We start from the raw sequence: 24211 nt of genomic DNA, 5'->3' as shown, positions 1-24211 counted from the left end.
CGGCCCGCGGCGAAGCCGCGGATGTCACGACTCTTGCGGGGGTCCGGGTGGCAGAGCCCCCGGCTCGCGGCGAAGCCGCGGATGTCACAACTCTTGCGGGGGTCCGGGTGGCAGAGCCCCCGGCTCGCGGCGAAGCCGCGGATGTCACGGCCCTCTGCGCGCACCGGCCGGTGGTCGGGAAGATCCGGTTCGCAAGCCCTGCGTCCATCGTCTCCCCTGGTCAGGTCGTCGCCGGTACCGGCCGCGCACCGCGGTCTCTCCCGTGGTCGGCCGGTTTCCAGTAGTCTGCCCCAACCCAACATGAAAGTCCTTACGGTGGATACCGAAGTAAATCCCGAGCACCCCGCCAGCGGGGCTTCGGTACCGAAGCGTCCCGCCCCGCGGCTCCCCGGCCGCGAGCCCGAGCTCGGCCGCCTGACCGGTCTCTTCCCGGTCGTCCTGGGCGGCGCGGCCGCCAACGCGGTGCTGGCCGGGGAGTTCGGCATGGGCAAGAGCGCCACCCTGCGGACCACCGCGGCGCTGGCCGCGGACGCGGGCTTCACCATCGCGACGGCCACCGGGTCGCGGCTGGAGAGCCACCTGGCCGGCGGGGTCGTCCGCCAGCTGGCCGACGCGCTCGAGGAGCCCGGCGCGCCCCCGCGCCCGCCCGTCGCCGAGCTGTGCGGGGCGGCCGGCGAGAGCGAAGCGCTCGACCTCTTCTTCCGGATCGTCCGCGACGCCACCGACCGCGGTCCGCTGTTCCTCGGCATCGACAACATCCACCTGGCCGACGCCTGGTCCATGCGGTGCCTGGCCTACCTCCGCAGCCGCGTGCTCGACCTGCCGGTGCTGGTCGTGCTGACGTCGGTCATCGGCTACCCGCAGCACCGCGAGGTCGCGCTGCTGGACATGGTGGGGAGCACGCCGCTCACGGTCACGCTGAACGGCCTCGGCGACGCGGCCGCGGCGGAGGTCCTCGGCCTCGCCCCCGGCGAGCTGGCCTCCGCCTGCCGCGAGGCGACCGGCGGCAACCCGGTGCTGCTGCAGGCGCTGCGGCCGCGGCTGCTGCCCGGCGCGGACCCGCACGAGCTCGGCTCGTCGCTGATCGGGCAGGTGCTCACCACGCGGGTGCAGGAGTTCCCGCACGCGCCGGCCATCCTGCACGCGGCGGCGATCCTCGGCGAGGACGCCGGCTTCGACCTGCTGGCCCGGCTGGCCGGCGTCGACGAGCTCGACGCGCTGCAGGCGATCGACACCCTGGTCCGGCTGCACGTGCTGACCAACAGCGACCAGCCGACGCTGACCTACTCGTTCGTCCGCAACTCCCTGCTCAAGGACATGCCGCACACGACGCGGGCGGTCAACCACTCGCGGGCGGCGAAGCTGCTGACCGAGGCGGGGGCGCTGCCCGAGCGCGTGGCCGCCCACCTGCTGGAAGCGCCGTCGATCCGGATCCCGTGGGCGGTGGACGTGCTGCGGCTGAGCGCGCGCGACGCCGTGTTCTCCGGACGGCCCGAGCTGGCCGCGCGGCACCTGCGCCGGGCGCTGGAGGAGCGGCTGACGTCCGGGCGCCGGATGGCCGTGCTGCTGCAGCTCGCGCACGCGGAGTTCCAGTTCGACCCGCCCGCCGCGGCGAAGCGGGTGCGGGAGGCCGTCGACACGGTCGGCAACCGCGAGACGGCCGCGTACATCGCCACCGCGATGCTGTTGTCGCTGTGCGGCGGCCAGGACGCCCGGCTCGGGATCAGCGCGGCGGGCCAGATCGCGGCGCGGCTCGACGCGGGCGGCCCGGACGCGGTGTGGCCGCTGCTGTGCATGACCTACCTCGCCGAGGCCGGCAGCCGGCTCGGCCCGCCCCCGGAGTTCCGCGACTTCGAGGAGCAGTGGGCGCCGCTGACCGACCCGGCGGCCCAGCGGAGCCGCTCGGCGCTGCTGGCGCTGGACGCGGTCCGCAGCGGCGAGTCGGCGCAGGACGCCATCGGCCACTTCGCCGACGCGCTGAGCCAAGCCGGGGCTCCGGCCCAGGCCGGCGCTGCCACCCGGGGAGTGGCGGGCGACGACGGCGACCTGTTCGAGCAGCACTACTTCTTCACGCTGGCCACGGCGGTGCTCGCGGACGAGCCGGCCCACGTCGACCGGCTGTGCCGGGTCCTCGACGTCGAGCGCGAGCCCTGGGACGTCCACGTGCCGCACGGCGCGCTGCCCACCCTGGCCCGCGGGATCGCCCTGCAGGCCAGCGGCGACCTGCAGCGCGCGAGCGTCCACTTCGAGTCGTTACTGCGCCGCTTCGACGAACGCGGCGCGACGACGACGTGCCCGGTCGGCGTCCTGTGCGCGGCGAAACTCGTCGAATGCTGGGTGGACCTGGGCCGCTTCGAGGCGGCGACGTCCCTGCTGGACCGGATGGACTTCGTCGCCAGCCAGGGCCTGTTCACGCACACGTACCTGCTCTACGCGCGCGGCCGCCTGCGCGTCGCGACCGGGTACACGCGCTTCGGGTTCGAGGACCTGCTGAGCTGCGGCCGCCGCCTGGCGCACCACGGGATGCGGTTCCCGGGGTTCGTGCCGTGGCGGGCCCACGCGGCGCGCGCGGCGCTGGCGCTGGGCCAGACCGACGACGCGGCCCGTCTGGCCGAAGAGGACATCAACGCGTCCGCCCGCTGGGGCGCGGCGCGGCCGCTGGGGACGGCGTTGACGACGCTGGGGCTGGTCCGGGAGGACGACGAAGCCGAGCGGGCGTTGCAGAAGGCGATCACGACGCTGCGGTCGTCCCCGGCGCGGTTGCAGCTCGCGACGGCGTTGACGGAGCTGGGGACGCTGCAGGCCCGGCACGGTCAGTCGGAAAAGGCGATCGAGACGCTGCGGCAGGCGGTGGAGCTGAGCGAGCAGTGCGGGGCGCGGCCGCTGGCCCGCCGGGCGGCGGAGGAGCTGCGCTCGGCGCGGCGGGCGCTGACGCCGGCGAAGGACAACGAGCACGGGCTGACCCGGCAGGAGAACCGGATCGCGGTGATGGCGGCGCAGGGGCTGACGAATCGAGAGATCGCGACGGCGTTGCACCTGACGCGGCGGACGGTGGAGCTGCACCTGTCCGGGGCGTACCGGAAGCTGGGGATTCCCGGGCGGGCGGAGCTCGGTGGCGCGCTGGCGAAGTCTTCCCAGCGGGTGGACGGCCGCTGAGGCGGCTTTTCGGTCAGGTCGCGAGTCCGAGGCCCAGCCAGAGCGCGACGGTGGCCGCGGCCAGGCACAGCGGGGTCGTGAGCGCCCCGAGGACGTGGAACGTCTTGAAGGAGGGCGGCTTCGGGAGCGTCCGGCGCCAGAGCAGGGTCGCCAGGGAGCCGAGGTAGCTCGCGTTCGGGCCGATGTTGACGCCGAGCAGCACCGCCAGCAGCACACCCGGCGCCGGGTGCGGGCCCAGCACCGACAGCAGGATGAGCGTGGCGGGCAGGTTGTTGACCAGGTTGGCCAGCAGCGCGGCCACCCCGGCGGCGACCAGGAGGTCGACCAGGCCGGTGGACGTCGGCAGGACGTCCCGGAGGACGCCGCCGAGGACGTGCTCCGACACGGCCTCGACCACGACGGCCAGGCCGAGCACGAACAGGCACAGCTGCGGCGCGGCCTCGGTGACCAGTTGCCACGGCCGGATCTTGCCCTGCGCGAGCGCGCGCACGCCGAGGACGAGGGCGGCCAGCGCGGCGATCCAGCCGGGTTCGACGTGCCCGAGCTGCCCGACGGCGAACCCGGCGAGCGTCAGCCCGAGGACGACGAGCGAGAAGGTCGGCGTCTCCAGGTGCTGCCGCGGTTCGGGCGTCTCCCGCGGCCGCAGGTCGGCTTTGAAGAACCGGAGGAAGACGAGCAGTTCGAGGCCGATGGTGACCAGCCACGGCAGGGCCATCAGCGCGGTGAACCCGGCGAAGGTCAGCCCGGACGCGGCGAAGGCGAGCAGGTTGGTCAGGTTGGAAACGGGTAGCAGCGTCGACGCCGAGTTGGCCAGGTGCGCGCAGGCGTAGACGTGCGGCCGCGCGGGCAGTTCGAGACTGGTGGCGGTGGCGAGGACGACGGGGGTGAGCAGCACGACGGTGGCGTCCAGGCTGAGGATCGCGGTGACCCCGGCGGCGGCGGCGAAGGTGAGCACGAGCAGCCGCCGCGGCCGGCCGTGGCACGCCTCGGCGAGCCGGTTGCCGAGCCAGGAGAAGACGCCGTCGACACTGGCCAAAAAGGACAAAAGCAGGATAGCGGCCAGAAACCCCAGCGTGGGCAGGATTTCCACCGCCCGCTCCCCGGCCGCGGCGGGGTGCACCAGGCCGAGAAGAAGGGCAACCCCGGCGGCGGGAACGGCGGCAACGGCTTCGGGCCACCCCCGCGGCCGCACGATGGCGAAGACGAGCACACCGGCGAGGAGCAGCAGGCTGGCCGCGCCCGCGAGGAGATTCACGCGTTCACGCTAACCGCGGCCCGATTTTGTCGGTGCCACCGGGTAGCGTGGAACCGGGGGGCGCCCCCGCGGGCCGGGGTCCGAAGTGGACTGGCCGGCCGGCCCCGCGCCGGCCCTGGGGCGGGCTCGCTGGGGCATCACGCGTGCCTGGCGGGGCATCACGCGTGATCAGCGGGGCATCACGTGGGACCGAACGCGTAACTCGCGTGCTTGAGGCCGTAACTCGCGTGTTTGAAGCCGTAACTCGCGTGTTTGAAGCCGGAACTCGCGAGTTCCGGGCTCGGTCACGCGAGTTCCGGGCTCGGTCACGCGAGTTCCGGGCTCGGTCACGCGAGTTCCGGGCTCGGTCACGTCGGGGCCGGGCTTGACCCGCCGGGTCCGGCCGGAGGCGGGGCTGGGGGTGAGGAAGCGTGGGGTCAGCTGGGCATGGTGATTGTCTGGCCTGGCTTCATCGTTGCGCCGCAGTCGTCGAGGGGGCCGCCGAAGCGGTCGGCCGCCACGGCCGGGATCGTCTTCGCCGCGTAGTCCTGGGCCGCCTTCAGCTTGGCCGGGTCCGTCACCGCGTCTCGGCGGACCCAGTCTCCGTTGCGCAGGCCCTCGATCGGCGAGGAATAGATCAGCACGTAGTCGCGGTCGAGGCGCGGGTCCAGCGCGATGCCGTTGCCCGCCGCCCAGGGGCCCCACGAGTGGATGAACGTCGGCTTGACCGTGTCGAACACGTAGTTGCGCAGGCCCGCCAGGTCGTTGTCGTGGACCAGGTCCGCGATCGGCTTGTTGACCAGGCCCGCCATGTCGACCAGCTCGAGCCGGCTGGTCATCGACGAACCGCCCAGGTCCGGCAGCAGCAGCGACGCCTTCTGCAGGCCCAGGATGTCCGCGTACGTGTTGAAGCCGCGGCCGAAGCGGTCGGCCACCAGGCACGCCGTGATGTTCGGGTTCTTCGCGAACTTGTCCGCCGCGGCCGCGAACCCGACCGCCGACGGGACGAACGCGCCCACCAGCACCACGACGATCCCCGCGCGCAGCAGCACCTGCCGGTGGCGCAGCAGCTCACCGGCCGACAGCGTGCCCGCGATGACCGCCAGCGCCCAGATCGGGCTGGCGAACCGGTGCTGGTACATCCAGTCGGCGACCATCACGCCGTACGCGACGATCCCCAGCCCCAGCGGCACCAGCAGCGCGATCAGCGACCGCCGCCACGGGGCCTTGACCAGCGCGAACACGATCACCAGCGCCAACGCGACGACACCGGCCCAGCCCGCGTAGCCGACCAGCTCGAACGGCCGCTTGACCGCGTCGAAGCCGGGCAGGCCCTGCTGCTTCGCCACCGACGGGTTGGCCAGCAGCCGCCCGAATTCCGCGTGGCGCCAGACGACGTACGCGCCGAACGGCACCGCGAACGCCGCCACCGACAGCAGGGCGAGCCGGAAGCTCTTCCAGAACAGCCCCGAGCGCAGCAGGAACAGCGCCGCCAGGGGGTACGCGCCCGCGTAGATCAGGCCCTCCGGGCGGGTCAGCGCGGCGAACGCCACCAGGACCCCGGCCCAGAGCGCGACCTTGGGGGTCAGGAGCCGGTCCTTGCGCACCGCGACGAACAGCGTCACGCCGAGGGTGACCACCGCGAACGCGAACAGCGAGTTCTCCAGGCCGGACACGACCCAGATGACGTACGACGGGATCGTCGCCAGCGTCAAGCCCGCGATCAGCGTCGCCAGCCACGCGAAGCGCGTGAAGATCTGCTTCGCGGCGATGTGGCAGGCCGTCAAGACGCCGCCGGTGAACAGCAGGCCCAGCGCCTTCGGGTACAGCACGTAGTCCGGGATGCCGAAGATCGCGCCGTGGTCAAACAGGCCGACGACCTTGCCGAGGCCGAGCAGCACCATCCACGTCGGGTCGGAGAAGCCCTCGACCGGCGGCGCGCCCGGCTGCAGCACGGGGCCGAGGCCGTCGGCGAAGCTGCGGGCGTAGGAGAAGGTGATGGCGGCGTCGTCGACGATCCAGTGGCCGTACCGGGTGGCGTGCACGGCCACGGCCGCGACGCCGGCGAGCACGGCCAGCACCGGCGCCAGGCGCGCGCCCCAGCCGCGGGTGGCCGTGGTGGTGGCCGGGTCCTCGGGGACGTCGCTCGGGGAGGTCTCGGTGAGTGCGCTAGCCGTCATGTCCTCGTCACTGTTCCGCCCGCAGGCTTCTGCCGGTGGGATACGCGCGAGCTGGCGCCCCCTGACTGGGTCGATCTTCGAGACCCGCCACCGCGGCGACGCGGTCGAGATACTGTAGCCAATACCCCATCCGGGGTCCGCCACGCGTCGGTGTTGAGCGTGATCCACCCCACATTTTCGCCGGTCAGGCCAGGTGCGAGGTGTCGTTGGCGAGGCGGACCGAAGCGTTCCCGTCCGGGTAGAACTCGACGATCGACAGGGACGCCAGGTCCAGGTGCAGCCGGAAGAGCAGCTGCGGGCCGGCGTCGAGGCCCATCCGCAGCAGCGTCTTGATCGGCGTCACGTGGCTGACCAGCACCAACGTCTTCCCGCCGTGCTCGGCGATGAGCTCGTCGCGGGCCTTGCGGACCCGCCGGTGGACGACGTCGAAGCTCTCCCCGCCGGGCGGCGGCACCGAGCTGTCGCCGAGCCAGGAGCGGTGCAGTTCGGGGTCGCGGTCGGCCGCTTCGGCGAAGGTCAGGCCCTCCCACTCGCCGAAGTCGGTCTCGATCAGGCCGGGGTGGGTCTCGACGCGGCCGCCGAGCGCGTCGGCGACGGCCTGCGCGGTCTGCTTCGTGCGGGTCAGCGGCGAGGAGACGATCGGGACGGCCTCACCGTCGACGACCAGGCCCTCGGTCGCGGCCAGCCGCTTCGCCGCCGCGGCCGCCTGCGCCCGGCCCAGCTCGGTCAGCGGGACGTCGCCGCGGCCGGAGTAGCGGCGCAGCGCCGACATCTCGGTCTGGCCGTGCCGGAGCAGGAGCAGCCGGGTGGGGGTGCCTTTCGCGCCGGTCCACGCCACCGTCGCGCGGTCCGGCTTGCGGGTCGGGAGCTGGGGCTTGGCGGCGGTTCCGGGGCGCCCCGCGGCGGGCTTGCCGGTCGCCGCGTCCATGGCCTCGTTGGCCAGGCGGTCGGCGTGGGAGTTCTGCGCGCGCGGGATCCATTCGTACTTGACGCGGGAGAAGGCCGCGGCCAGCTCCTTGGCCCGCTCCGCGAGCGGCTGCATGTCCGGGTGCTTGATCTTCCAGCGCCCGGACATCTGCTCGACCACGAGCTTCGAGTCCATCCGGACGTCCACAGTGGACGCACCGAGCTCGGCCGCCGCGGCCAGGCCGGCGATCAGGCCGTTGTACTCGGCGACGTTGTTGGTGACCACGCCGAGGCTTTCCTTGCGCTCGGCGAGGACTTCGCCGTCGGCGTCGCGAACCACCGCGCCGTACCCGGCCGGCCCGGGGTTGCCGCGGGAGCCGCCGTCGGCCTCGACGATGACGTGCGAGGTCACAGACCCGACTCCAAGGTCCGGACCAGGATCGCGCCGCAGTTCTCGCACTGGATGACTTCGTCCTCCGGCGCGGCCTTGATCTCGCTGACCGTGTTGCGGTCCAGCTCCAGCTGGCAGGCGCCGCAGCGGCGGGCCCGCAGCAGCGCCGCCCCGATGCCCTTGTGCTCGCGGACGCGCTCGTACAGCTTGAGCAGCGGCTCCGGGAAGCGCGGCACGAGCTTCTCGCGGTCTTCGGCGCGGCGCGCGCGGGTGGTGTCGAGGTCCTTGAACGCCTCGTCACGGCGGGCGATCGCGGCGGCGACCTCGGCCTCGGCCTTGTCGACCTCGGCGCCGGTGCGCTGCGCGTCCAGGCCGAGGGCCTCGCGCTGCTCCATCAGCTCCAGCAGGTCGTCCTCCAGCGCGCTCTGACGGCGCTCCAGCGACTGCAGCTCGTGCTCGATGTCGGTCATCTGCTTCGCGTTCACCGTGCCGGAGGCCAGGAGCTTGCGGTCGCGGTCCTCGCGGGCGCGCACCGACTCGATCTCCTTCTCCTGCCGGGCGATCTCGCGGTCGAGGTCGGAGGCGGCGGTCTCCACCGACACGAGCGCGTCGCGGCGCTCGCGGACGGTCTTCTCCCCCGCGTCGATCTCGGCCAGCTCGGGCAGGGTGCGACGGCGGTGCGCGGTGCGCGAGAGCTCGGCGTCCACCTTGGCGAGCTCGAGCAACTGGCGCTGCACGGCGGGTTCGGCCTTCACGGTGCTCCTCTTAGATCGATGTGCGCTCGGCGCGGACGTTCCACGGGTCGGTGCGCCGCGTGGAGACGTGAACGTCGACGTTACCCGCAAAGGCGTCGGCCACGAGCGCCGAGGCTTGCCCGCACCAGGGCCATTCGCTGGCCCAGTGGGTCAGCCCGACCAGCGCGGGCACCGGGCCGCGGCCGGCGAGGTGCTCGCCGGCGGGGTGATGCCGCAGGTCGGCGGTGACGAAGGCGTCGACACCGGCCTCGGTGGCCTGCTTGAGGTAGGAGTCCCCGGCCCCGCCGGAGACGGCGACGGTGCGGATCGGCCGGTCGGCGTCGCCCGCGCCGAGCACGCCGGGCACGGTCGCCGGGAGGGCGTCCGCGACGCGCTGGACGAACACCGCGAACGGCTCCGGCTCGGGCAGCTCGCCGATCCGGCCGATGCCGGTGACGCCGTCGGCCTTCGGCTCCAGGGGGCCGGTGACGCGGAGGCCGATCGCCTGCGCGAGGGCGTCCGAGACGCCGGGGTCGGCGGAGTCGGCGTTGGTGTGCGCGCAGTAGAGAGCGATGCCTTCGCGGATCATCCGGTGGACGAGCGCGCCCTTGGCGGTGTCGGCCGGGACGCCGTGCACCCCGCGCAGCAGCAGCGGGTGGTGCGCCACGATCAGCTGCGCGCCGAGCTCGACGGCTTCGTCGACGGTCTCGGCGACGGGGTCGACGCAGAACAGCACGCGGCGCACGGGTTCGGCGGGATCGCCGCAGACGAGGCCGACGGCGTCCCACGACTCGGCGAGCTCGGGCGGGTAGGCCCGTTCCAGCACGGAGATGACTTCGGAAAGGGCGGGCACGCGGTGATTTTCGCATGTAGCGTTCCGGGCCATGCGCCTTCGGTCCCTGCTCGTCACGGTGACGGCGGTCCTCGCCGCGTCGCCGCTCTTCGCGGCCCCGGCATCGGCTTCGGTGCCGTCGTTGTGGCGGCTGACGGACCTGGCGGCCCAGCGGGTCGCGATCGCCGACCAGGTGGCGGCGGCCAAGTACGGGACGCCGTCGCCGATCGACGACCCGGTGCGGGAGCAGCAGATCTACGACTCGGTGGCGTCGCGCGCCCCGGGCCTCGGCCTCGACCCGGCGGACGCGGTGCGGTTCTTCCGCGCCCAGATCGAGGCGAACAAGCTGGTGCAGCGCGGCCTCTACGCGCGTTGGGACGCGCACCCGTCGGAAGTCCCTTCGCCGCGGCCGGACCTTTCGCGGATCCGCCCGGTGATCGACGGGCTCAACACGGGGCTGCTGACGGAACTGGCGGCGACGGTGCCGGTGCGGGCCGCGCGGACGTGCCCGCTGCAGCAGCTGGTGACGGCGGACGTGGTGGACGTCTTCCACCGGTTCGACGCGCTGCACGTGCGGGCGCTCGCCGAGGCGACGTCGGCGACCTGCACGGCGGGGTAGGGCGCCCCGGCGGCGTCAGGGCCGCCGCGGCGCCGGGTGGGGTCAGTTGCAGTTGCCGCAGCAGCCGCAGCCCTGACCGGTGCACTTCGAGCAGCACCCGTGCATGATCGCTCTCCTTCCGGTTCGCGTCCTCGCCCGATCGACGCTAAGTGGGCGCCATCGGCCGCGGATACCGCCGAGCGGGCGGGTGACCGGGTGAACCCGGTGGTTACGCACGGGCCTCGCGGCCCGGGCGGGGTGGGCCGGTGGTTACGCTCGGGGCGTGCCGCACATCGTCTTCGTCTGCTCCGGCAACATCTGCCGTTCCCCGATGGCCGAGCTGGTGTTCCGGGCCGGGCTCGACGAGGCCGGGCTCGGGGACGCCGTGCGCGTCACCAGTGCCGGCACCGGTCCGTGGCACGCCGGGGAGCCCGCCGACAAACGCGCCCGCGCGACGCTCAAGGCGCACGGCTACCCCACCTCCCACGTCGCGTCCGAGGTGTCCGACGAGGACCTCGCCGCCGATCTGCTGCTGGCCGCGGACGAGGGGCACCTCGAGTTCCTGCGCGCGCGGGTCGACGACCCGGGCAAGGTGCGGCTGCTGCGGTCGTTCGACCCGTCGGCCCCCGAGGGCGCCGAGGTCCCGGACCCCTACTACGGCGGCGACGACGGCTTCGAAGACGTTCTCAGCATGGTCGAGCGCACGGTCCCCGGGTTGCTGGACTGGGTCCGCACCCACGCATGATCGGCGTCACAGGCGCGCGGTGTCCTGATCCACTCGGCCGGCGGGACCGCCACCGTGACCTTGGGTGGGCGGACCGCCGGAGTCACCGCGCTCGTGCCGGAACCTCGTCCTGGCCCGGCTGGACGCACCCGTCTTCACCGTCGCCCCGGGCGCCGGGGTGATCACGGACGTCTGCGTCGCCGGGAACCCGAGCCGGCAGTGGCGGCTGGACCGCTGACGCCGGGTTCGCCCCGCCCGGGTGGTTCGTCCGGCCTCCGTCACCGGTGACGGAGGTCGGCGGGCGGCCCGGGCGGGGCACGGCCTACCGTGGTGGGGTGCGGTTGCGGTTCCTGCTGAAGCCCGGGTGGCTGGCTCTGACGGCGGTGGTGTTCACCTTCGCCATCTGCTGCTTCACCCTGCTCTCGCCGTGGCAGTTCAGCCGCAACACCGAGCGGGAGCAGCAGAACGCCGCGCTGGAGACGTCGTTCACCGCCGCGCCGGTGCCGCTCGCGCAGCTGCTGCCGCCGGGGAGCGTGCCCGGTCAGCACACCGAATGGCACCTCGTCTCGATCACCGGCCAGTACCTGCCGGACAAGGAAGTCATCGCGCGGCTGCGGACGGTCCAGGGCGAAGGCGCCTTCGAAGTCCTGACGCCGATGCGGACCACCGACGGCACGGTCGTGCTGATCGACCGCGGGTACGTCCGGCTGGACAGCAAGTCGGCCGCGCTGCCGTTCGCGCCGCCGCCGGCCGGGACCGTCTCCGTGACCGCCCGGGTGCGGGCCGACGAGACCGACCCCAAGAACCGCGCCGCCTTCGCCGACGCCTCCACCGGCGGACGGCTGCAGAGCTACGTCGTCGACTCGCGGGTCGTCGCGCGGGCGGGCGGGCTCGACATCCGGCCGGGGTACTTCCAGCTGGACGTCGGCCAGCCCGGGGTGCTCGGCGCGCTGCCGCTGCCGCAGACGGACTCGGGGCCGTTCCTGTCGTACGCGCTGCAGTGGATCGCCTTCGGCGCGATGGCGCTGCTCGGCTGGCTGTACTTCACCGTGCGCGAGCTGAAGCCGGGCGGGGCGCTGGATACCTCCGCCGCGGCGCCGGCGCGGCGGAAGTCCGTCGCGGAGATCCTCGCCGAGGACGAACTCGCCGAAAGTGGCCATCAGAAGTAGGCCGGAAATGGCCCTGTGGTGAGGCCACTTGCGGTGGTGATACTCGGGTCATGCTGATCCACCCGTGGGATGCGCCGTCCGGCTCCGAGTGGCGGGAGTGGCTGGCCGCGCACGACTTCGGCCAGCTGATCGCCGGCGGCCGCGGCCGGGACCTGCCCGTGGTGACGCCGGCGCACTTCGCGTTCGACGGCGAAGGCACGATCGTCACGCACCTGGCCCGGCCGAACCCGATCTGGCCGCTGCTGGAGGAGCACCCGCGAGCGCTGCTGACGGTGCTCGGCGACTACACGTACATCCGCGCGGACTGGAACACGACCGGGGACCCGGCTCTCGGCGTCCCGACGTCGTACTACGCGACGGTGCAGCTCGAAGGGGACGTCCGGCTGGTCGACGACCCGGCGGCGAAGGCGGCACTGCTCGACGAGCAGCTGCGGCACTTCGAGCCGGACGGCGCCCGGGCCCCGGTGAGCGCGGATCGGGACGCCCCGGACCGGCGGTTGCTGCCGGGGATCCGCGGGATCGAGTTCACGATCACCGGCGTCCGGGCGAAGTTCAAGTTCGGCGGCAACAAGACGGCCGAGGACCGCGAGCGGATCGGGGCCCGGCTGGCCGCGCGGGGCGGACCGCTGGACGACGAAGCCCGGGCCCAGCTGCGGCGGCGGGGCTGAGTCAGCGGCGCCTGAAGCCCACCAGAACGGCGACCACCACCGAAGTCGCCCCCGCGAGCCAGCCCACCACTCGTGACAGCTCCACCGCGCGCGTCACATGCCCTGCGTCGGGGTTGCGGCCCACGCCCAGCACCGGCAGCTCCAGCACCCCGTGCGGGTACACCGTCCGCCCGCCGACGCGGATCTCCAGCGCTCCGGCGAACGCCGCCTCGACGCGGCCCGCGTTCGGGCTCGGGTGGGCGATCGTGTCGCGGCGCCAGGCCCGCCACGCGCCGCCGGCCGAGCCGCCGACCACCGGGGCCGCCAGCACCGTCAGCCCCGCCGCCACGCGGGTCGGGACCAGGTGGACCAGCTCGTCGGCCCGGTCCACCGCCCAGTGCCCGCGCCGGCCGACGCGGGACCGGCGCAGCAAGCTCACCGCCCGCGCGCCCAGCAGCCCCGGCACGCCCGCCAGCGCGCCCCACACCAGCGGGGCCACCACCGCGTCCGACGTGTTCTCCGCCAGCGTCTCCACCGACGCCCGGGACAGCGCGATCGCGCCCAGGCCGTCCGCCACCCGGGGGTCCAGTTCGGACAGCGTGGCCCGGGCCGGTTCGAAGCGGCACTCCTCCAGGTCGCGGGCCAGTTCCGTGCCCTGCTGGGCCAGGCCCGCCGCGCCGAGGACCGCCCAGGTCGTCACCGCGGTCGCCGTGGCTTGCGCCAAGGGACGGCCGCGGCTCGCCCGCTCCAGCGCCGCCCCGCCCGCGACCAGCACGCCCGCGACCACGACCGCCGGCCGGCGCGGGAGACGCCGGAACGCCGTCACCGGGAGGCGGCGGCGGGGGTCGCCGAGGGCGCCGTCGGCCGCCACGCCCAACACCAGTCCGATCGCGCGCGCCGCGCTCACCCGTGCCCCCCGGCGGAAGAAAGTCCAGTTCTCCCCGGAGGCTACTCGGCCTCGGCCGGCCCCTCCGCCACCAGGGCGGCGATCTCGTCCCGGGCTTGGACGACGATGTCGCGCATCGCCCGCTCCGCCCGGTCCGCGTTCCCCGCCGCCACCGCCGCGGCCACCTCGACGTGCAGCGCCACCGCCTCGGGCTGCGGCTCCGGGGGCATCAGGCCGTGCCCGGTCCGCCCGGTGAGCACCTCCGCGACGACGTCCGACAGCTGCCCGAACATCGGGTTGCGGGACGCGGCGAGCAGCAGGTCGTGGAAGGCGATGTCGAAGCCGAGGAACGCCGAGAGGTCGCGGGCGCGGGCCGTCCGCGCCAGCCGCTCCCCCAGCGCGCCCAGGCGGCCGCGCTCCTCGGGCGTCGCGCGCAGGGCCGCGTACCGCGCCGCGCACGGCTCGATCGCCGACCGGAGCTCGTTCAGCGTGGCCAGCGCCGCCGGGCGGGCCGGCCCGTCGAGCTGCCAGCGGATCAGCCGCGGGTCGTAGTGGTTCCACTCCGCCGGCTCCCGGACGATCACGCCGACCCGGCGCTTGCTGGTGGTCAGCTGCATCGTCTCCAGCACGCGGACGACTTCGCGGGCGACGGTCCGCGAAGCGCCGAAGCGTTCTTGAAGGTCTTCCGAGCGCAGCACGCTGCCCGGCTCAAGGGAACCGTTTGCGATCGCCGCACCGAGGGCGTCCAGGACCTGCTCATGCCTCACCCCCGGCAACTTAGCCGTCTGATTCGATTAAGTAGTACTTCATCTTGAATAAGTAGTACTTTTGGGTTTCACTCACCTGGGCACAACGAAGTGGGAGGTGCGGATGACCGTCATCGTGGTGATGGGGGTGTCAGGCTCCGGGAAGACGACGATCGGCACGGCACTCGCCGAGGCCCTGGGCGTCGAGTACGCGGAAGCGGACACGTTCCATCCGAAGGCCAACATCGACAAGATGACCGCCGGCACGCCGCTGACGGACGAAGACCGCGCGCCCTGGCTCGAAGCCATCGCCGGCTGGATCCGTGAGCACCAGGCCACCGGCGGCGTCGTGACGTCCTCCGCGCTCAAGCGCCGGTACCGGGACGTCCTGCGCACCGGCGGCGACGTCTGGTTCGCCCACCTGCAGGTCGACCGCGCGCGGCTGGCCGAGCGGATGAAGACCCGGAAGGGCCACTTCATGCCGGTGTCGCTGCTGGACTCGCAGCTCGCCGACCTCGAACCGCTCCAGCCGGACGAGGCCGGCGTCGTCCTCGACAACTCCAGCGGCACCCCGGAAGAGATCACCGAAGCCGCGCTGACCGCCTTCCGGGAGCACGCGTGAACGCCGTCCTCGCCGCCGGCTGGACCGGCCACGACACCCGCCTGATCATCGCGACGGTCGTCGCGATCGCCGTCATCGTCGTGCTGATCACGAAGGTGAAGCTGCACCCGTTCCTGTCGCTGACGATCGGGTCGCTCGCGCTCGGCCTCATCGCCGGGCTGCCGATCACCAAGGTGATCGAGACCTTCAGCAAAGGCGTCGGCAGCACGGTCGCCTCCGTCGGCATCCTGATCGCCCTCGGCGCGATGCTCGGCAAGCTGCTGGCCGACTCCGGCGGCGCCGACCAGATCGTCGACACCGTGCTCGGCAAGGCCCGCGGGGCCGCGCTGCCGTGGGCGATGGCCCTGGTCGCCGCCCTGATCGGGCTGCCGATGTTCTTCGAGATCGGCCTGGTCATGCTGATCCCGGTGGTGCTGCTGGCGGTCAAGCGCACCGGGAAACCTCTGATGCTGCTGGGCATTCCCGCCGTCGCCGGGCTTTCCGTGCTGCACGGCCTGGTCCCGCCGCACCCCGGCCCGCTCGCCGCGGCCGGCGCGCTGAACGCGAACGTCGGCGTCACGCTGGCGTTCGGCCTGCTCGTCGGCATCCCGACGCTGGTCGTCGCGGGCCCGCTGTTCGGCAAGGTCGCGGCCCGGCTGGTGCCGGACGCCGTCGCCCCCGAGCGGCTGATCCCCGAACGCGCCGACACGGACAAGCCGCGGCCGAGCTTCGCCGCGACGCTCGCGACGGTGCTGCTGCCGGTCGTGCTGATGCTGGCGAAAGCGCTCTCGGACATCCTGCTGGCCAAGGACAACCAGGCGCGCAAGGTCTTCGACTTCGTCGGCGACCCGCTGATCGCGCTGCTCGCGGCGGTCCTGGTCGGCATGGTGCTGCTCGGCCGCCCGGCCGGGCTCGGCCGCGAAAAGCTGTCCACTGTGGTCGGTGACTCGCTCGGCCCGATCGCCGGCATCATCCTGATCGTCGGCGCGGGCGGCGGCTTCAAGCAGACCCTGGTCGACGCCGGCGTCGGCGACGTCATCACCGGCCTGGCCAAGGACGCGAACCTGTCCCCGCTGCTGCTCGGCTGGCTGGTCGCGGTGGCGATCCGCCTGGCGACGGGCTCGGCCACGGTCGCCACCGTCTCGGCGGCGGGCATCGTGGCCCCGCTGGCGGCGACGATGGACCCGTCGCAGAGCGCGCTGCTAGTCCTCGCGATCGGCGCCGGTTCGCTGTTCTTCTCGCACGTCAACGACGCCGGGTTCTGGCTGGTCAAGGAGTACTTCGGGCTCTCGGTCGGGCAGACGCTGAAGAGCTGGTCGGTGATGGAGACGCTGATCTCGGTGGTCGCGATCGCGCTGATCCTGCCGCTGTCGCTGGTCGTCTAGCCGTAGTGACCATGGCCGCCACCCACCGCGGGTGGCGGCCTTTTTCACTCGTTGACATGTGACCTTTCGGTCACCTATTCTCGCTGACGTGCCCGACGACGACCTGGTGTTCAAGGCGCTGGCGGATCCCACCCGCCGGTTCCTGCTCGACCTGCTCTTCGAGCGTGACGGCCGCACGCTCACCGAGCTGGAGACCCAGGTGGAGATGACCCGCTTCGGCGTCATGAAGCACCTGAAGCTCCTCGAAGAAGCCGGGCTCGTCGTCGCCAGGAAGGAAGGCCGCGAGAAGCGGCACTTCCTCAACCCCGTCCCGATCCGCCAGATCCACGACCGGTGGATCGACAAGTACACCGAGCGCCGGGTCACCGCGCTCCTCGACCTCAAGAACGAGCTGGAAGGCGAAGAACCATGACGAACACCGTGCAGGTCCACCGCGTCTACATCAAGGCCACCCCGGAGCGCATCTGGGAGGCCATCACCAAGCCCGAGTGGACGCGGAAGTACGGCTACACCGGCCTCGCCGACTTCGACCTCAAGGTCGGCGGTAAGCACCGGACCCGGCCGACGCAGGAGTTCGTCGACGCCGGGTTCACCGGCGACCTCGTCGACGGCGAGGTCGTCGAAGTCGACCCGCCGCGCAAGCTCGTCATCACCTGGAAGCTGCTGATGAGCCCCGAGCTCGCCGAAGAGCCCTACACGACCCTCACCTACGACATCGAAGAGACGAAGACCGCGGGCACCCGGCTCACCGTCACCCACGACGTCACCGGCGCGCCGAACACGGCCGCCCTGGTAGGCGGGCAGATGGAGGACGTCGACGCCGGGCCGGGCGAGAACGCCGGTGGTGGCTGGGCCTGGGTGCTCTCGGACCTCAAGTCGCTGCTGGAGACCGGCGAGGTCCTGGTCCCGGCGCCGTAAGGGGGTCTGGCGGAGCCTGTCCCGCGCCGCTTCGGGACAGGCTCCACCAGAGTCTTCAGACGCGCTGGGTCGCCGCCTTCAGGGCCGCCTTCGCGGCCTCGGGCGCCCCCAGCGTGTCGAGTCCGAACAAGGCCGCGCCCACCACGGGGTTGACGTCGACGACCCGGACCACCGCGCGCGGCGCCACCTTCAGGCACCGCTTCTCGATCTCCGCGATCACCGGCGTGCCGACGCCGGTCAGGACGCCGCCGCCGAGGACGATCTCCGGGGCGTCCTCGGTCAGGTCCAGCTCGCGGAGGATCACCGCCGCGAACACGCTGACCTCCTCGACGAATCGCGTCACGATGTCCTGCGCGACCTCGTCGCCGGCCGCCGCGACTTCGAACAGCAGCGGGCAGAGGCCGTGGATCGACGCCGGGTCGATCTCCTCGAAGTGCAGGCCCTGCACGACGTCCAGCAGCGTCGGCTTCCCGAAGTAGGCCGCCACCGCCGGCCTCAGCGAGGTCCGCGGGCCGCGGCCGTCCTCGGCGCGCACGGCCCACCACAGGGCCTCCTCGCCGAGCCGGTAGCCGCCGCCCCAGTCGCCGGAAATCTTGCCCAGCGCGGGAAAGCGGTGCACACGGCCGTCGGGGCCGACGCCGGCGCCGTTGATCCCGGCGCCGCAGACGACCGCGACCCCCACCCCCGCACTGCCCGCCCGGAGCAGCGCGAGGGTGTCGTTGCCGACGGTCAGCGTGTCGCTCCAGCCGCGCGCCGCCAGGGCCGCGTGCAGCACCTCTTCTTCCCGGGGGAAGTCGAGCCCGGCCAGGTACGCCGAGGTGTGCACCGCGGACGGCCTCCCGTCGAACGCGGGATACGCCTCGAGCACCAGTTCTTCCAGCGCCGCCACACAGCCGGCGACGCCGATGTTCTGCGGCGACGCGCCGGGGCCGCGTGCGGATCCCAGCACGACACCGTCTTGCGAGATCACCAGGACCTCGGTCTTGCTGTTGCCGCCGTCGATCGCGATGATGGCAGGCTTCATCCGCGTGCCCAGGGCAGGTACTCGCGGTTGATCTGCACGAGCGAATCGGCGAGCGTGTCGGCCTTCGTGTACTGGCCGACCAGCGGGTGTGCCAGCAGGGCGTCGGCCACGCGGTCGCGGCCACCCTTCAGCGCCGCCTCCAGCGCGAGGAACTCATACGCCGTGGTCGCCGCGATCAGGCCGGAGAAGTTCGGCTCGACCGGCGGCTGCGGGATCGGCGCAGCACCCTTTGAGTCCACAGTGGATCGAACCTCGATGACGGCGTCGTCCGGCAGGAACGGGAAGGTGCCCTCGTTGCGGACGTTCACCACGTGCTCCTCGGCCGGCCCGCCCGCGGTCAGCGCGTGCACCAGCTGCACGGCGGCCTCCGAGTAGTACGCGCCGCCGCGCTTCTCGAGGGACTCCGGCTTGGTGTTCTGCTCCGGGTCGAGGTAGATCTTCAACAGCTCTTCCTCGACATCGGAGACGACGTCGGCGCGCGGGCGTTCGGTGCGCTGCTTGGTGACCTGCTCGTCGTGCGCGTAGAAGTACTTCAGGTAGTACGACGGCACGACGTTCAGCCGCCGCAGCCACTTCTGGGGCACGCTGACCTCGGTGGACAGGTAGTCCAGGTGGTGCTCCAGCAGCTCGGGCAGCCGGTCGACGCCGTCGACGAGCGCGCCGCGCTCCCAGCTCAGGTGGTTGAGGCCGGTGTGGACGAGCTTGACGTCGTCCGCGCCGACGCCCAGGAGCCGGCCGAACTGCCGCTGCAGGTTGATCGCGACGTTGCACAGGCCGACCGCGCGGTGCCCCTCGTTGAGCAGGGCCCGCGTGACGATGCCGACCGGGTTGGTGAAGTTGACGATCCACGTGTCGTCGCCGGCGATCTTGCGGACGCGGTCGGCGATGTCCAGCACCACCGGCACCGTGCGCAGCGCCTTCGCCAGCCCGCCCGCGCCGGTGGTCTCCTGGCCGACGCAGCCGCAGGCGTGCGGGAACGTCTCGTCCGAGCGACGCGCCCGCTGCCCGCCGACGCGCAGCTGGATCAGCACGGCGGAAGCGCCGTCGACGCCCTCTTCGAGCGACTGCGTGGTCTTGACCCGCGCGGGGTGCCCGGCGTGGTCGAGCAGGCGCCGGCTGAACCCGCCGACGGCCTCGACGCGGTAGGCGTCCGGGTCGACCAGCACGATCTCGTCGACGTCCAAAGTGGACCGGCGGCCGGCGATCCCGTCGATCAGCTCCGGCGTGTAGGTGGACCCGCCACCGACGACTGCCAGCTTCATCCCTTGACCCCCGTGAATGTGATGCCCTTGACGAACGACTTCTGCGCGAAGATGAACAGCACGATCACCGGCGCCATGATCAGCGCGGTGGCCGCCATCGTCATGTTCCACTCGACGTGGTGCATGCCGCGGAAGGACGCGATGGCCAGCGAAAGCGGCCAGTGGTCCTGGTTCTCGCCGGTGTAGAGCAGCGGCCCGAAGTAGTCGTTCCAGGTGAACAGGAAGCAGAACATGGCGGTGGCCGCGATCCCGGGCTTGGCCATCGGGATGAGCACGCGGTACATCGCTTGGAACTCGTTGCAGCCGTCGATCTTCGCCGCTTCGAGGTAGTCCTTCGGAATGGTGAGGAAGAACTGGCGGAGCAGGAAGATCGAGAAGGCGTCGAAGAAGAAGTACGGCACGATCAGCGGAACGAGCGTGCCGGTGAGGCCCATCCGCACCCACAGGTCGTACAGCGGCACGACGGTGACCTGCGGCGGCAGCAGCATCGCCGCCACGGTCAGCATGAAGAACAGGTTCTGCCCGCGCCACTTGAGCTTCGCCAGCGCGTAGGCCGCCGGAATCGCCGAGAGCAGCGCACCCGCGGTGGCCAGCGCCGAATACAGCAGGCTGTTGCCGAAGTATTCGAGCAGCGGCGCTTTCTGGAACACCTTGACGAAGTTCTCGAAGTGCCATTCGCTCGGCCACAGGCTCGCCGTCATCGCCTGGTCGCTCTTCATCACCGCGGTGAGGAAGACGAACAGCAGCGGCAGCATGAAGATCACGCCGAGCGCGATCCCGATCGCGTGGGTGGCGACGAAGGACAGCCGCTTGTCCCAGGTACGCTTGAACCGCACGCGCGGCGGCACGGACACCGGCGGCTTGCGCGCGGTGTCGGACAGCGTGATCATGCCCCCTCCTCCTGGTGCTGGGACTTCCGCAGCTGCCGCACGAGGATCCAGGTGAACCCGGAGCTCACGATGAACAGCAGGACGGCCATCGCGGCCGCGTAACCCATGTTGAAGTAGCGGAAACCCTGTACGTACAGCCAGATCGGGTAGGTCAGCGTCGAGTTCTGCGGTGCCCCGATGAGCTTCGAGTTGCCGGCGACGTCCGCGGTACCCGCGCTCGCCGAGGCCGCCACGATCGCCTGCGTGAAGAACTGCAGCGCGTAGATGATCGAGTTGACCACGCCGAACAGCAGCACGGGCGAGATCGACGGCAGCGTGACGTGCCAGAACCGGCGGATCGGGCCGGCGCCGTCGAGCTCGGCGGCCTCGTACTGCTCGGTGGGGACGTCCAGCAGCGCGGCCAGGATGATGATCATCAGCTCGCCGGAGCCCCACAGCGCGAGCAGCGTCAGCGCGGGCTTCGACATCGCCGGGCTGTTGAACCACAGGCCGCCGTCGATGCCGACGAGCCGCAGGAACCGGTTGACCGGGCCGAACTCCGGGTTGAACACGAAGACGAACGCCAGCGTGGCCGCCGCGGGCGGGGCGAGGGTCGGCAGGTAGCACAGGGTGCGGACCAGCCCGACACCCGACTTGAGCCGCGAGATCACCGAGGCGATGCCGAGGGAGAACACCACCCGGCAGACCGTCAGGACGACCACCAGCCACAGCGTGTTGTACGCGGCCGTGCCCACCAGGGGCTCGGTGGTGAACATCCGGATGTAGTTGTCGAAGCCGATGAACTGCGGCGGGTTGATCAGGTCGTAGCGGGTGAAGGAGTAGTAGACCGTGGCGATCAGCGGGTAGCCGAAGAAGATCAGGAACCCGAGGAACGCCGGGGCCATGAAGAACAGGACGGTCCGGCGGCGCTTGGCCCGGCGGGCCCCCGCCCGCGCCTTGCTCGGCGCGGACGGGGAACCCTGGGGTTTGACCGGGACGGCGGTGGAGGTCATCCGCCCGCGCCCTTCTGCTTGAGCTCGTCGTCGATCTGGGCGTCGACCTTCGCCAGGCCCGCGGTCAGGTCGGGCACCGAGCCTGCCTGCCACTTCTCGGCGAAGTCGTTGACCGCCTTGAGGTGCGCGTCACCGATCGGGGTGGTCTGGTTGGCGACCAGCTTGCCGCTGTCGTAGATGTCGAGGAACGTCTTGAACTGCGGCTGCAGGTCCAGCTTCGGCGAGGTCAGCGACGCCTTGGTGCTGGGCACGTTCTTCAGGCCGTTGGCCATGTCCACCAGAGTGTCGGTGTCCAGGGTGACCTGCTTGATGAGCTCCCACGCGGCACCGGGGTTCTTGGCGCCCTTGGGGATCGCGATGATCGTGCCGGTGGTGAAGCCGCCGCCGTAGTGGTCGGCCATGCTGTCGAGCACCGGCGCGGGCGCGGTGGCGTAGTTGACGTTCGGCGCCTGGTCCTTGAGGAACGCGGTGCGGAACTCGCCGTCGTAGATCATCGCCAGCTTGCCCTTGTGGAAGCCGTTGTCGGCGGAGTACTCGTCACCGAGGCCGGCCTTGAACTGCTCGACCTTGTCGTGCCCGCCCAGGAAGTCGATCATCTTCTTCTGGAACTCGAACATCGCCTTCCAGCCGGGGTTGCTGGCGAGGTCGGACTTGCCGTCCGGGCCGAGGAACGGCGCGCCGAAGTTCGGCGCCCAGTATTGGGCCTGGTTGGCGTAGAACGGCATCGAGGGCAGGAAGCCGGCGACCTTGATCGAGCCGTCCGGGTTGAACTCGGTGAGCTTCTTGGCGTCCTCGAACCACTCCGTGGTCGTCTTCGGCGGCGAGGTGATGCCCTTCGCCGCGAACATGTCCTTGTTGTAGTAGAGCCCGTAGACGTCGGCGAGCATCGGCATCGCGCACCGCTTGCCCTGGTACTCCGTGTAGTTGCGGACCGCTTCGGGGATCTGGTTCAGGTCGATCTTGTCGCGGTCGATGTAGGGCTTGAGGTCCTGGAAGCTGCCGGTGGAGCACCAGGCGCCGAGGTTGTCGGTGTAGAAGGAGATGGCGACGTCGGGTGGGTTGCCGCCGCGGATCGACTGGGTGAGCTTGTCGTCGTCCTGGTTGCCTTCGTGCTTGATCTCGATGTTCGGGAACTTCGCCTTGAGCTTGTTCAGGCCGGCCGTGACCACGCCGTACTCGCGGTCGGTGAACTTGGAGTACACGGTGAGCGTGAGCTTGTCGTCCTTGCCGGGCGCGGCGGCCGTGTCACCCCCGCTCGGGGCGGCGGCGCCGGAACAGGCGCTGGTCAGCAGGACGGACGCCGCGGCGGCGGCCACCAGCAGGGCGCCACGGCGGGTCCGGGTGGTCGGGGGCATGGCCCTCCTCCTCATCGGTCGGGTCTGGGGGGACGGGTGCTGTCGCCCTCGGGCCGGCGCGACCCGAGGAGCGTGGGGGTGACGACGCCGAAGACGTCCTCACGGGTGGTGGCGAGCGCCGACTGGAGGGCGCCCGCGCGAACGGCGTTGCCCTGCACGGAAGCGCAGCCGACGGGCGTGCGCGGCAGGACGAGTTCGTGCAGCTTGTCCTGCACGAGCGCGGCGAACTCCTCGCCGCCGGCCCGGCTGGTGTCGCCGCAGAGGAGGACGAGCTGCGGATCGGCGACGGCGACGAGGTTGGCGACGCCACCGGCGACCCTCCTGGCGAGATCGTGCCGGAAGGGGTGGTCCGGTCCGGTCTTCGCGACGGCGTCCCAGGCGGTGTCGGCCTGGATGCCGTGGGCGGCGGCGAGGCGGCAGATGGCGGGCGAGTCGACCAGGTTGCCGAACCGGGCGCCGGCCGCGGGCCAGACGTCGCCGGTGTCCACGGTGGCCGGATCGGGTACCCGCATCCAGTCGATTTCGCCGCCCCCGCCGGTGGCTCCGCGCAGCAGCCGCCGTCCGATGACGACGGCACCGCCGACGCCTTCGGACAGCCAGACCATGACGAAGTCGTCGACGTCCTGCGCCATCCCGACGGTCATCTCCTCGACGGCGACCAGGTTGACGTCGTTCTCGATGAGCACGTCGACGCCGAGTTCGTCGGACAGTTTCTGCGGGACGTCGAAGCCGAGCCAGCCGGGGATGTGCGGCGCGGAGGAGAGCAGGCCGGTCCGCGGATCGAACGCCCCCTGCGCGCCGATCACCACGTGGGCCAGGTCTTCGCGCTTGATCCCGGCTTCTTCGGCGACCTTCTGGAGGGCCTCGCCGAAGGTCCCGACGACGTCGGCACCCGCGTGCACGGGCAGCGGCGTCCGATGTTCGGCGAGCACGATCCCGGCGACATCGGCGACGACGAAGTCGGCAACGTGCGGCGTCAGATCGACGGCGGCGACGAAGGCGAGGCTCCCGTTGGCCGCCCAGAGCTGGGCGCGGGGCCCCCGGCCGCCGCCCCGCACACCGGCTTTGGTGACGAGGGTGTCCTGCTCGAGCCGGGTGAGCAGCTGCGCGGTGGCGGGTTTGGAGAGGCCGATGGCGAGCTCGAGTTCGGCCCGCGTGAGCGGCCCCTCCCGCAGGAGGACCTCGATGGCGGCGCGATCGTTGATCTCGCGCAGCATCCGCGGGCTACCGGCTCGCACTCGTTCCTCCGGACTTAATTAGGATACTTTACAGACGGTTTCCGGGGACTGTAGTGAGCCGGGGCACAGCCGTCAACGGTCTCGCGAAACGGGGAGATAACGCTTGGAGGCGCGTTGGGCCAGGCGGACGGCGTACCGGTGAACGAGTTACGCCGAACCGGCCGGACCCGGCCAAAGGTTCGCGGTCGCCTCAAGTGCCCCAATGTGGCGTTGGTTGCGCTCAACGCACCCAATGTGGCGTTGGGGGGGGGGGGGGGCCCCCACCCCCCCAAGTGGGGCGGGGGGGGCCGGCCCGGGGCCCGGCGCCACGAAAACGCCCCCCGGGGGAGCCCGGGGCCGGTGA

At 72.0% G+C, this 24211-nt stretch carries 23 protein-coding genes; 10 read left to right on the top strand and 13 right to left on the bottom strand.

The features are described 5' to 3' along the window. The first annotated feature begins 315 nt into the window (after nt 1-315). Nucleotides 316-3156, top strand: a complete 2841-nt coding sequence (locus tag ACWEF6_RS39120) for an AAA family ATPase (protein WP_449687567.1) — start codon at nt 316-318, stop codon at nt 3154-3156. A 13-nt stretch (nt 3157-3169) separates the two neighbouring features. On the opposite strand, the gene ACWEF6_RS39115 is transcribed toward ACWEF6_RS39120, so the two are convergent. The 5 genes from ACWEF6_RS39115 to ACWEF6_RS39095 all read right to left on the bottom strand — a co-directional run bounded on the left by ACWEF6_RS39115 (nt 3170) and on the right by ACWEF6_RS39095 (nt 9454). Further along, nucleotides 3170-4411: an SLC13 family permease gene (locus ACWEF6_RS39115; RefSeq protein ID WP_449687566.1), complete on the bottom strand. Its 1242-nt coding sequence runs from the start codon at nt 4409-4411 to the stop codon at nt 3170-3172. Nucleotides 4412-4827: 416 nt separating this feature from the next. Next, entirely contained in the window at nt 4828-6570 is a 1743-nt protein-coding gene (locus ACWEF6_RS39110; RefSeq protein ID WP_449687565.1) for a hypothetical protein, read from the bottom strand. A 184-nt stretch (nt 6571-6754) separates the two neighbouring features. Beyond that, nucleotides 6755-7888: a bifunctional RNase H/acid phosphatase gene (locus ACWEF6_RS39105; protein WP_449687564.1), complete on the bottom strand. Its 1134-nt coding sequence runs from the start codon at nt 7886-7888 to the stop codon at nt 6755-6757. After that, nucleotides 7885-8622 carry a zinc ribbon domain-containing protein gene (locus ACWEF6_RS39100; protein ID WP_310970690.1) on the bottom strand — a complete coding sequence of 246 codons (738 nt, stop codon included), beginning with the start codon at nt 8620-8622 and terminating at the stop codon, nt 7885-7887. Before ACWEF6_RS39100 ends, ACWEF6_RS39105 begins: the two co-directional genes overlap by 4 nt. 10 nt (nt 8623-8632) lie before the next feature. Continuing rightward, a complete protein-coding gene (locus tag ACWEF6_RS39095; protein ID WP_449687563.1) occupies nt 8633-9454 on the bottom strand; it encodes a Nif3-like dinuclear metal center hexameric protein in 822 nt (273 codons plus the stop codon). 31 nt (nt 9455-9485) lie between these two features. Here ACWEF6_RS39095 and ACWEF6_RS39090 point away from each other — a divergent pair, with 31 nt between their 5' ends. From ACWEF6_RS39090 to ACWEF6_RS39070, 5 genes are all read left to right on the top strand, one after another. Further along, nucleotides 9486-10052: a chorismate mutase gene (locus ACWEF6_RS39090; RefSeq protein WP_449687562.1), complete on the top strand. Its 567-nt coding sequence runs from the start codon at nt 9486-9488 to the stop codon at nt 10050-10052. A gap of 262 nt (nt 10053-10314) precedes the next feature. Further along, complete coding sequence (locus ACWEF6_RS39085) at nt 10315-10776, top strand: low molecular weight protein-tyrosine-phosphatase (protein WP_449687561.1); 462 nt, start codon at nt 10315-10317, stop codon at nt 10774-10776. A 64-nt stretch (nt 10777-10840) separates the two neighbouring features. Continuing rightward, complete coding sequence (locus ACWEF6_RS39080; protein ID WP_449687560.1) at nt 10841-10993, top strand: hypothetical protein; 153 nt, start codon at nt 10841-10843, stop codon at nt 10991-10993. Nucleotides 10994-11090: 97 nt separating this feature from the next. Further along, on the top strand, nt 11091-11924 hold the full coding sequence (locus ACWEF6_RS39075; RefSeq protein WP_449687559.1) for an SURF1 family cytochrome oxidase biogenesis protein: 834 nt from the start codon (nt 11091-11093) through the stop codon (nt 11922-11924). A 50-nt stretch (nt 11925-11974) separates the two neighbouring features. Continuing rightward, nucleotides 11975-12592 carry an FMN-binding negative transcriptional regulator gene (locus tag ACWEF6_RS39070; RefSeq protein ID WP_449687558.1) on the top strand — a complete coding sequence of 206 codons (618 nt, stop codon included), beginning with the start codon at nt 11975-11977 and terminating at the stop codon, nt 12590-12592. Nucleotide 12593: 1 nt separating this feature from the next. Here ACWEF6_RS39070 and ACWEF6_RS39065 read toward each other — a convergent pair whose 3' ends face one another. Beyond that, the gene (locus ACWEF6_RS39065; RefSeq protein WP_449687557.1) at nt 12594-13478 is read right to left on the bottom strand and encodes a cobalamin biosynthesis protein CobD/CbiB; all 885 of its coding nucleotides are present in this window, start codon (nt 13476-13478) and stop codon (nt 12594-12596) included. 41 nt (nt 13479-13519) lie between these two features. Further along, a complete protein-coding gene (locus ACWEF6_RS39060) occupies nt 13520-14224 on the bottom strand; it encodes a FadR/GntR family transcriptional regulator (protein WP_449687556.1) in 705 nt (234 codons plus the stop codon). 103 nt (nt 14225-14327) lie between these two features. On the opposite strand from ACWEF6_RS39060, the gene ACWEF6_RS39055 reads away from it, so the two are divergent. The 4 genes from ACWEF6_RS39055 (at nt 14328) to ACWEF6_RS39040 (ending at nt 17107) form a co-directional block, all read left to right on the top strand. Next, a complete protein-coding gene (locus ACWEF6_RS39055; RefSeq protein WP_449687555.1) occupies nt 14328-14825 on the top strand; it encodes a gluconokinase in 498 nt (165 codons plus the stop codon). Beyond that, entirely contained in the window at nt 14822-16189 is a 1368-nt protein-coding gene (locus ACWEF6_RS39050; protein WP_449687554.1) for a GntT/GntP/DsdX family permease, read from the top strand. Before ACWEF6_RS39055 ends, ACWEF6_RS39050 begins: the two co-directional genes overlap by 4 nt. Before the next feature lie 88 nt (nt 16190-16277). Beyond that, nucleotides 16278-16601: an ArsR/SmtB family transcription factor gene (locus ACWEF6_RS39045; protein ID WP_103340579.1), complete on the top strand. Its 324-nt coding sequence runs from the start codon at nt 16278-16280 to the stop codon at nt 16599-16601. Then, nucleotides 16598-17107 carry an SRPBCC domain-containing protein gene (locus ACWEF6_RS39040; RefSeq protein WP_449687553.1) on the top strand — a complete coding sequence of 170 codons (510 nt, stop codon included), beginning with the start codon at nt 16598-16600 and terminating at the stop codon, nt 17105-17107. The genes ACWEF6_RS39045 and ACWEF6_RS39040 overlap by 4 nt, the downstream gene beginning before the upstream one ends. Before the next feature lie 55 nt (nt 17108-17162). Here ACWEF6_RS39040 and ACWEF6_RS39035 read toward each other — a convergent pair whose 3' ends face one another. From ACWEF6_RS39035 to ACWEF6_RS39010, 6 genes are read right to left on the bottom strand one after another with little or no spacing between them, the layout of a single operon-like run. Continuing rightward, on the bottom strand, nt 17163-18131 hold the full coding sequence (locus ACWEF6_RS39035) for an N-acetylglucosamine kinase (protein ID WP_449687551.1): 969 nt from the start codon (nt 18129-18131) through the stop codon (nt 17163-17165). Next, the gene (locus ACWEF6_RS39030; protein ID WP_449687549.1) at nt 18128-19393 is read right to left on the bottom strand and encodes a 6-phospho-beta-glucosidase; all 1266 of its coding nucleotides are present in this window, start codon (nt 19391-19393) and stop codon (nt 18128-18130) included. Before ACWEF6_RS39030 ends, ACWEF6_RS39035 begins: the two co-directional genes overlap by 4 nt. Then, nucleotides 19390-20283, bottom strand: a complete 894-nt coding sequence (locus ACWEF6_RS39025; RefSeq protein WP_449687548.1) for a carbohydrate ABC transporter permease — start codon at nt 20281-20283, stop codon at nt 19390-19392. The genes ACWEF6_RS39030 and ACWEF6_RS39025 overlap by 4 nt, the downstream gene beginning before the upstream one ends. Then, complete coding sequence (locus ACWEF6_RS39020) at nt 20280-21275, bottom strand: carbohydrate ABC transporter permease (RefSeq protein ID WP_449687547.1); 996 nt, start codon at nt 21273-21275, stop codon at nt 20280-20282. The genes ACWEF6_RS39025 and ACWEF6_RS39020 overlap by 4 nt, the downstream gene beginning before the upstream one ends. Continuing rightward, nucleotides 21272-22630 carry an extracellular solute-binding protein gene (locus ACWEF6_RS39015; RefSeq protein WP_449687546.1) on the bottom strand — a complete coding sequence of 453 codons (1359 nt, stop codon included), beginning with the start codon at nt 22628-22630 and terminating at the stop codon, nt 21272-21274. The genes ACWEF6_RS39020 and ACWEF6_RS39015 overlap by 4 nt, the downstream gene beginning before the upstream one ends. 11 nt (nt 22631-22641) lie before the next feature. Further along, a complete protein-coding gene (locus ACWEF6_RS39010) occupies nt 22642-23847 on the bottom strand; it encodes an ROK family transcriptional regulator (protein ID WP_449687568.1) in 1206 nt (401 codons plus the stop codon). Between the last annotated feature and the right edge of the window lie 364 nt (nt 23848-24211).

The organism is Amycolatopsis sp. NPDC004772, from assembly GCF_053601215.1.
Note: the sequence above shows the minus strand (reverse complement) of the source record. Positions and strands in the feature narration are given on the sequence as shown.

Bases quoted from the DNA above. Each gene is read 5' to 3' on its own strand.
- ACWEF6_RS39020 (WP_449687547.1), bottom strand. From the start codon at position 21,275: ATGACCTCCACCGCCGTCCCGGTCAAACCCCAGGGTTCCCCGTCCGCG.
- ACWEF6_RS39070 (WP_449687558.1), top strand. From the start codon at position 11,975: ATGCTGATCCACCCGTGGGATGCGCCGTCCGGCTCCGAGTGGCGGGAG.
- ACWEF6_RS39025 (WP_449687548.1), bottom strand. From the start codon at position 20,283: ATGATCACGCTGTCCGACACCGCGCGCAAGCCGCCGGTGTCCGTGCCG.
- ACWEF6_RS39090 (WP_449687562.1), top strand. From the start codon at position 9,486: ATGCGCCTTCGGTCCCTGCTCGTCACGGTGACGGCGGTCCTCGCCGCG.
- ACWEF6_RS39040 (WP_449687553.1), top strand. From the start codon at position 16,598: ATGACGAACACCGTGCAGGTCCACCGCGTCTACATCAAGGCCACCCCG.
- ACWEF6_RS39015 (WP_449687546.1), bottom strand. From the start codon at position 22,630: ATGCCCCCGACCACCCGGACCCGCCGTGGCGCCCTGCTGGTGGCCGCC.
- ACWEF6_RS39010 (WP_449687568.1), bottom strand. From the start codon at position 23,847: ATGCTGCGCGAGATCAACGATCGCGCCGCCATCGAGGTCCTCCTGCGG.
- ACWEF6_RS39055 (WP_449687555.1), top strand. From the start codon at position 14,328: ATGACCGTCATCGTGGTGATGGGGGTGTCAGGCTCCGGGAAGACGACG.
- ACWEF6_RS39110 (WP_449687565.1), bottom strand. From the start codon at position 6,570: ATGACGGCTAGCGCACTCACCGAGACCTCCCCGAGCGACGTCCCCGAG.
- ACWEF6_RS39030 (WP_449687549.1), bottom strand. From the start codon at position 19,393: ATGAAGCTGGCAGTCGTCGGTGGCGGGTCCACCTACACGCCGGAGCTG.
- ACWEF6_RS39035 (WP_449687551.1), bottom strand. From the start codon at position 18,131: ATGAAGCCTGCCATCATCGCGATCGACGGCGGCAACAGCAAGACCGAG.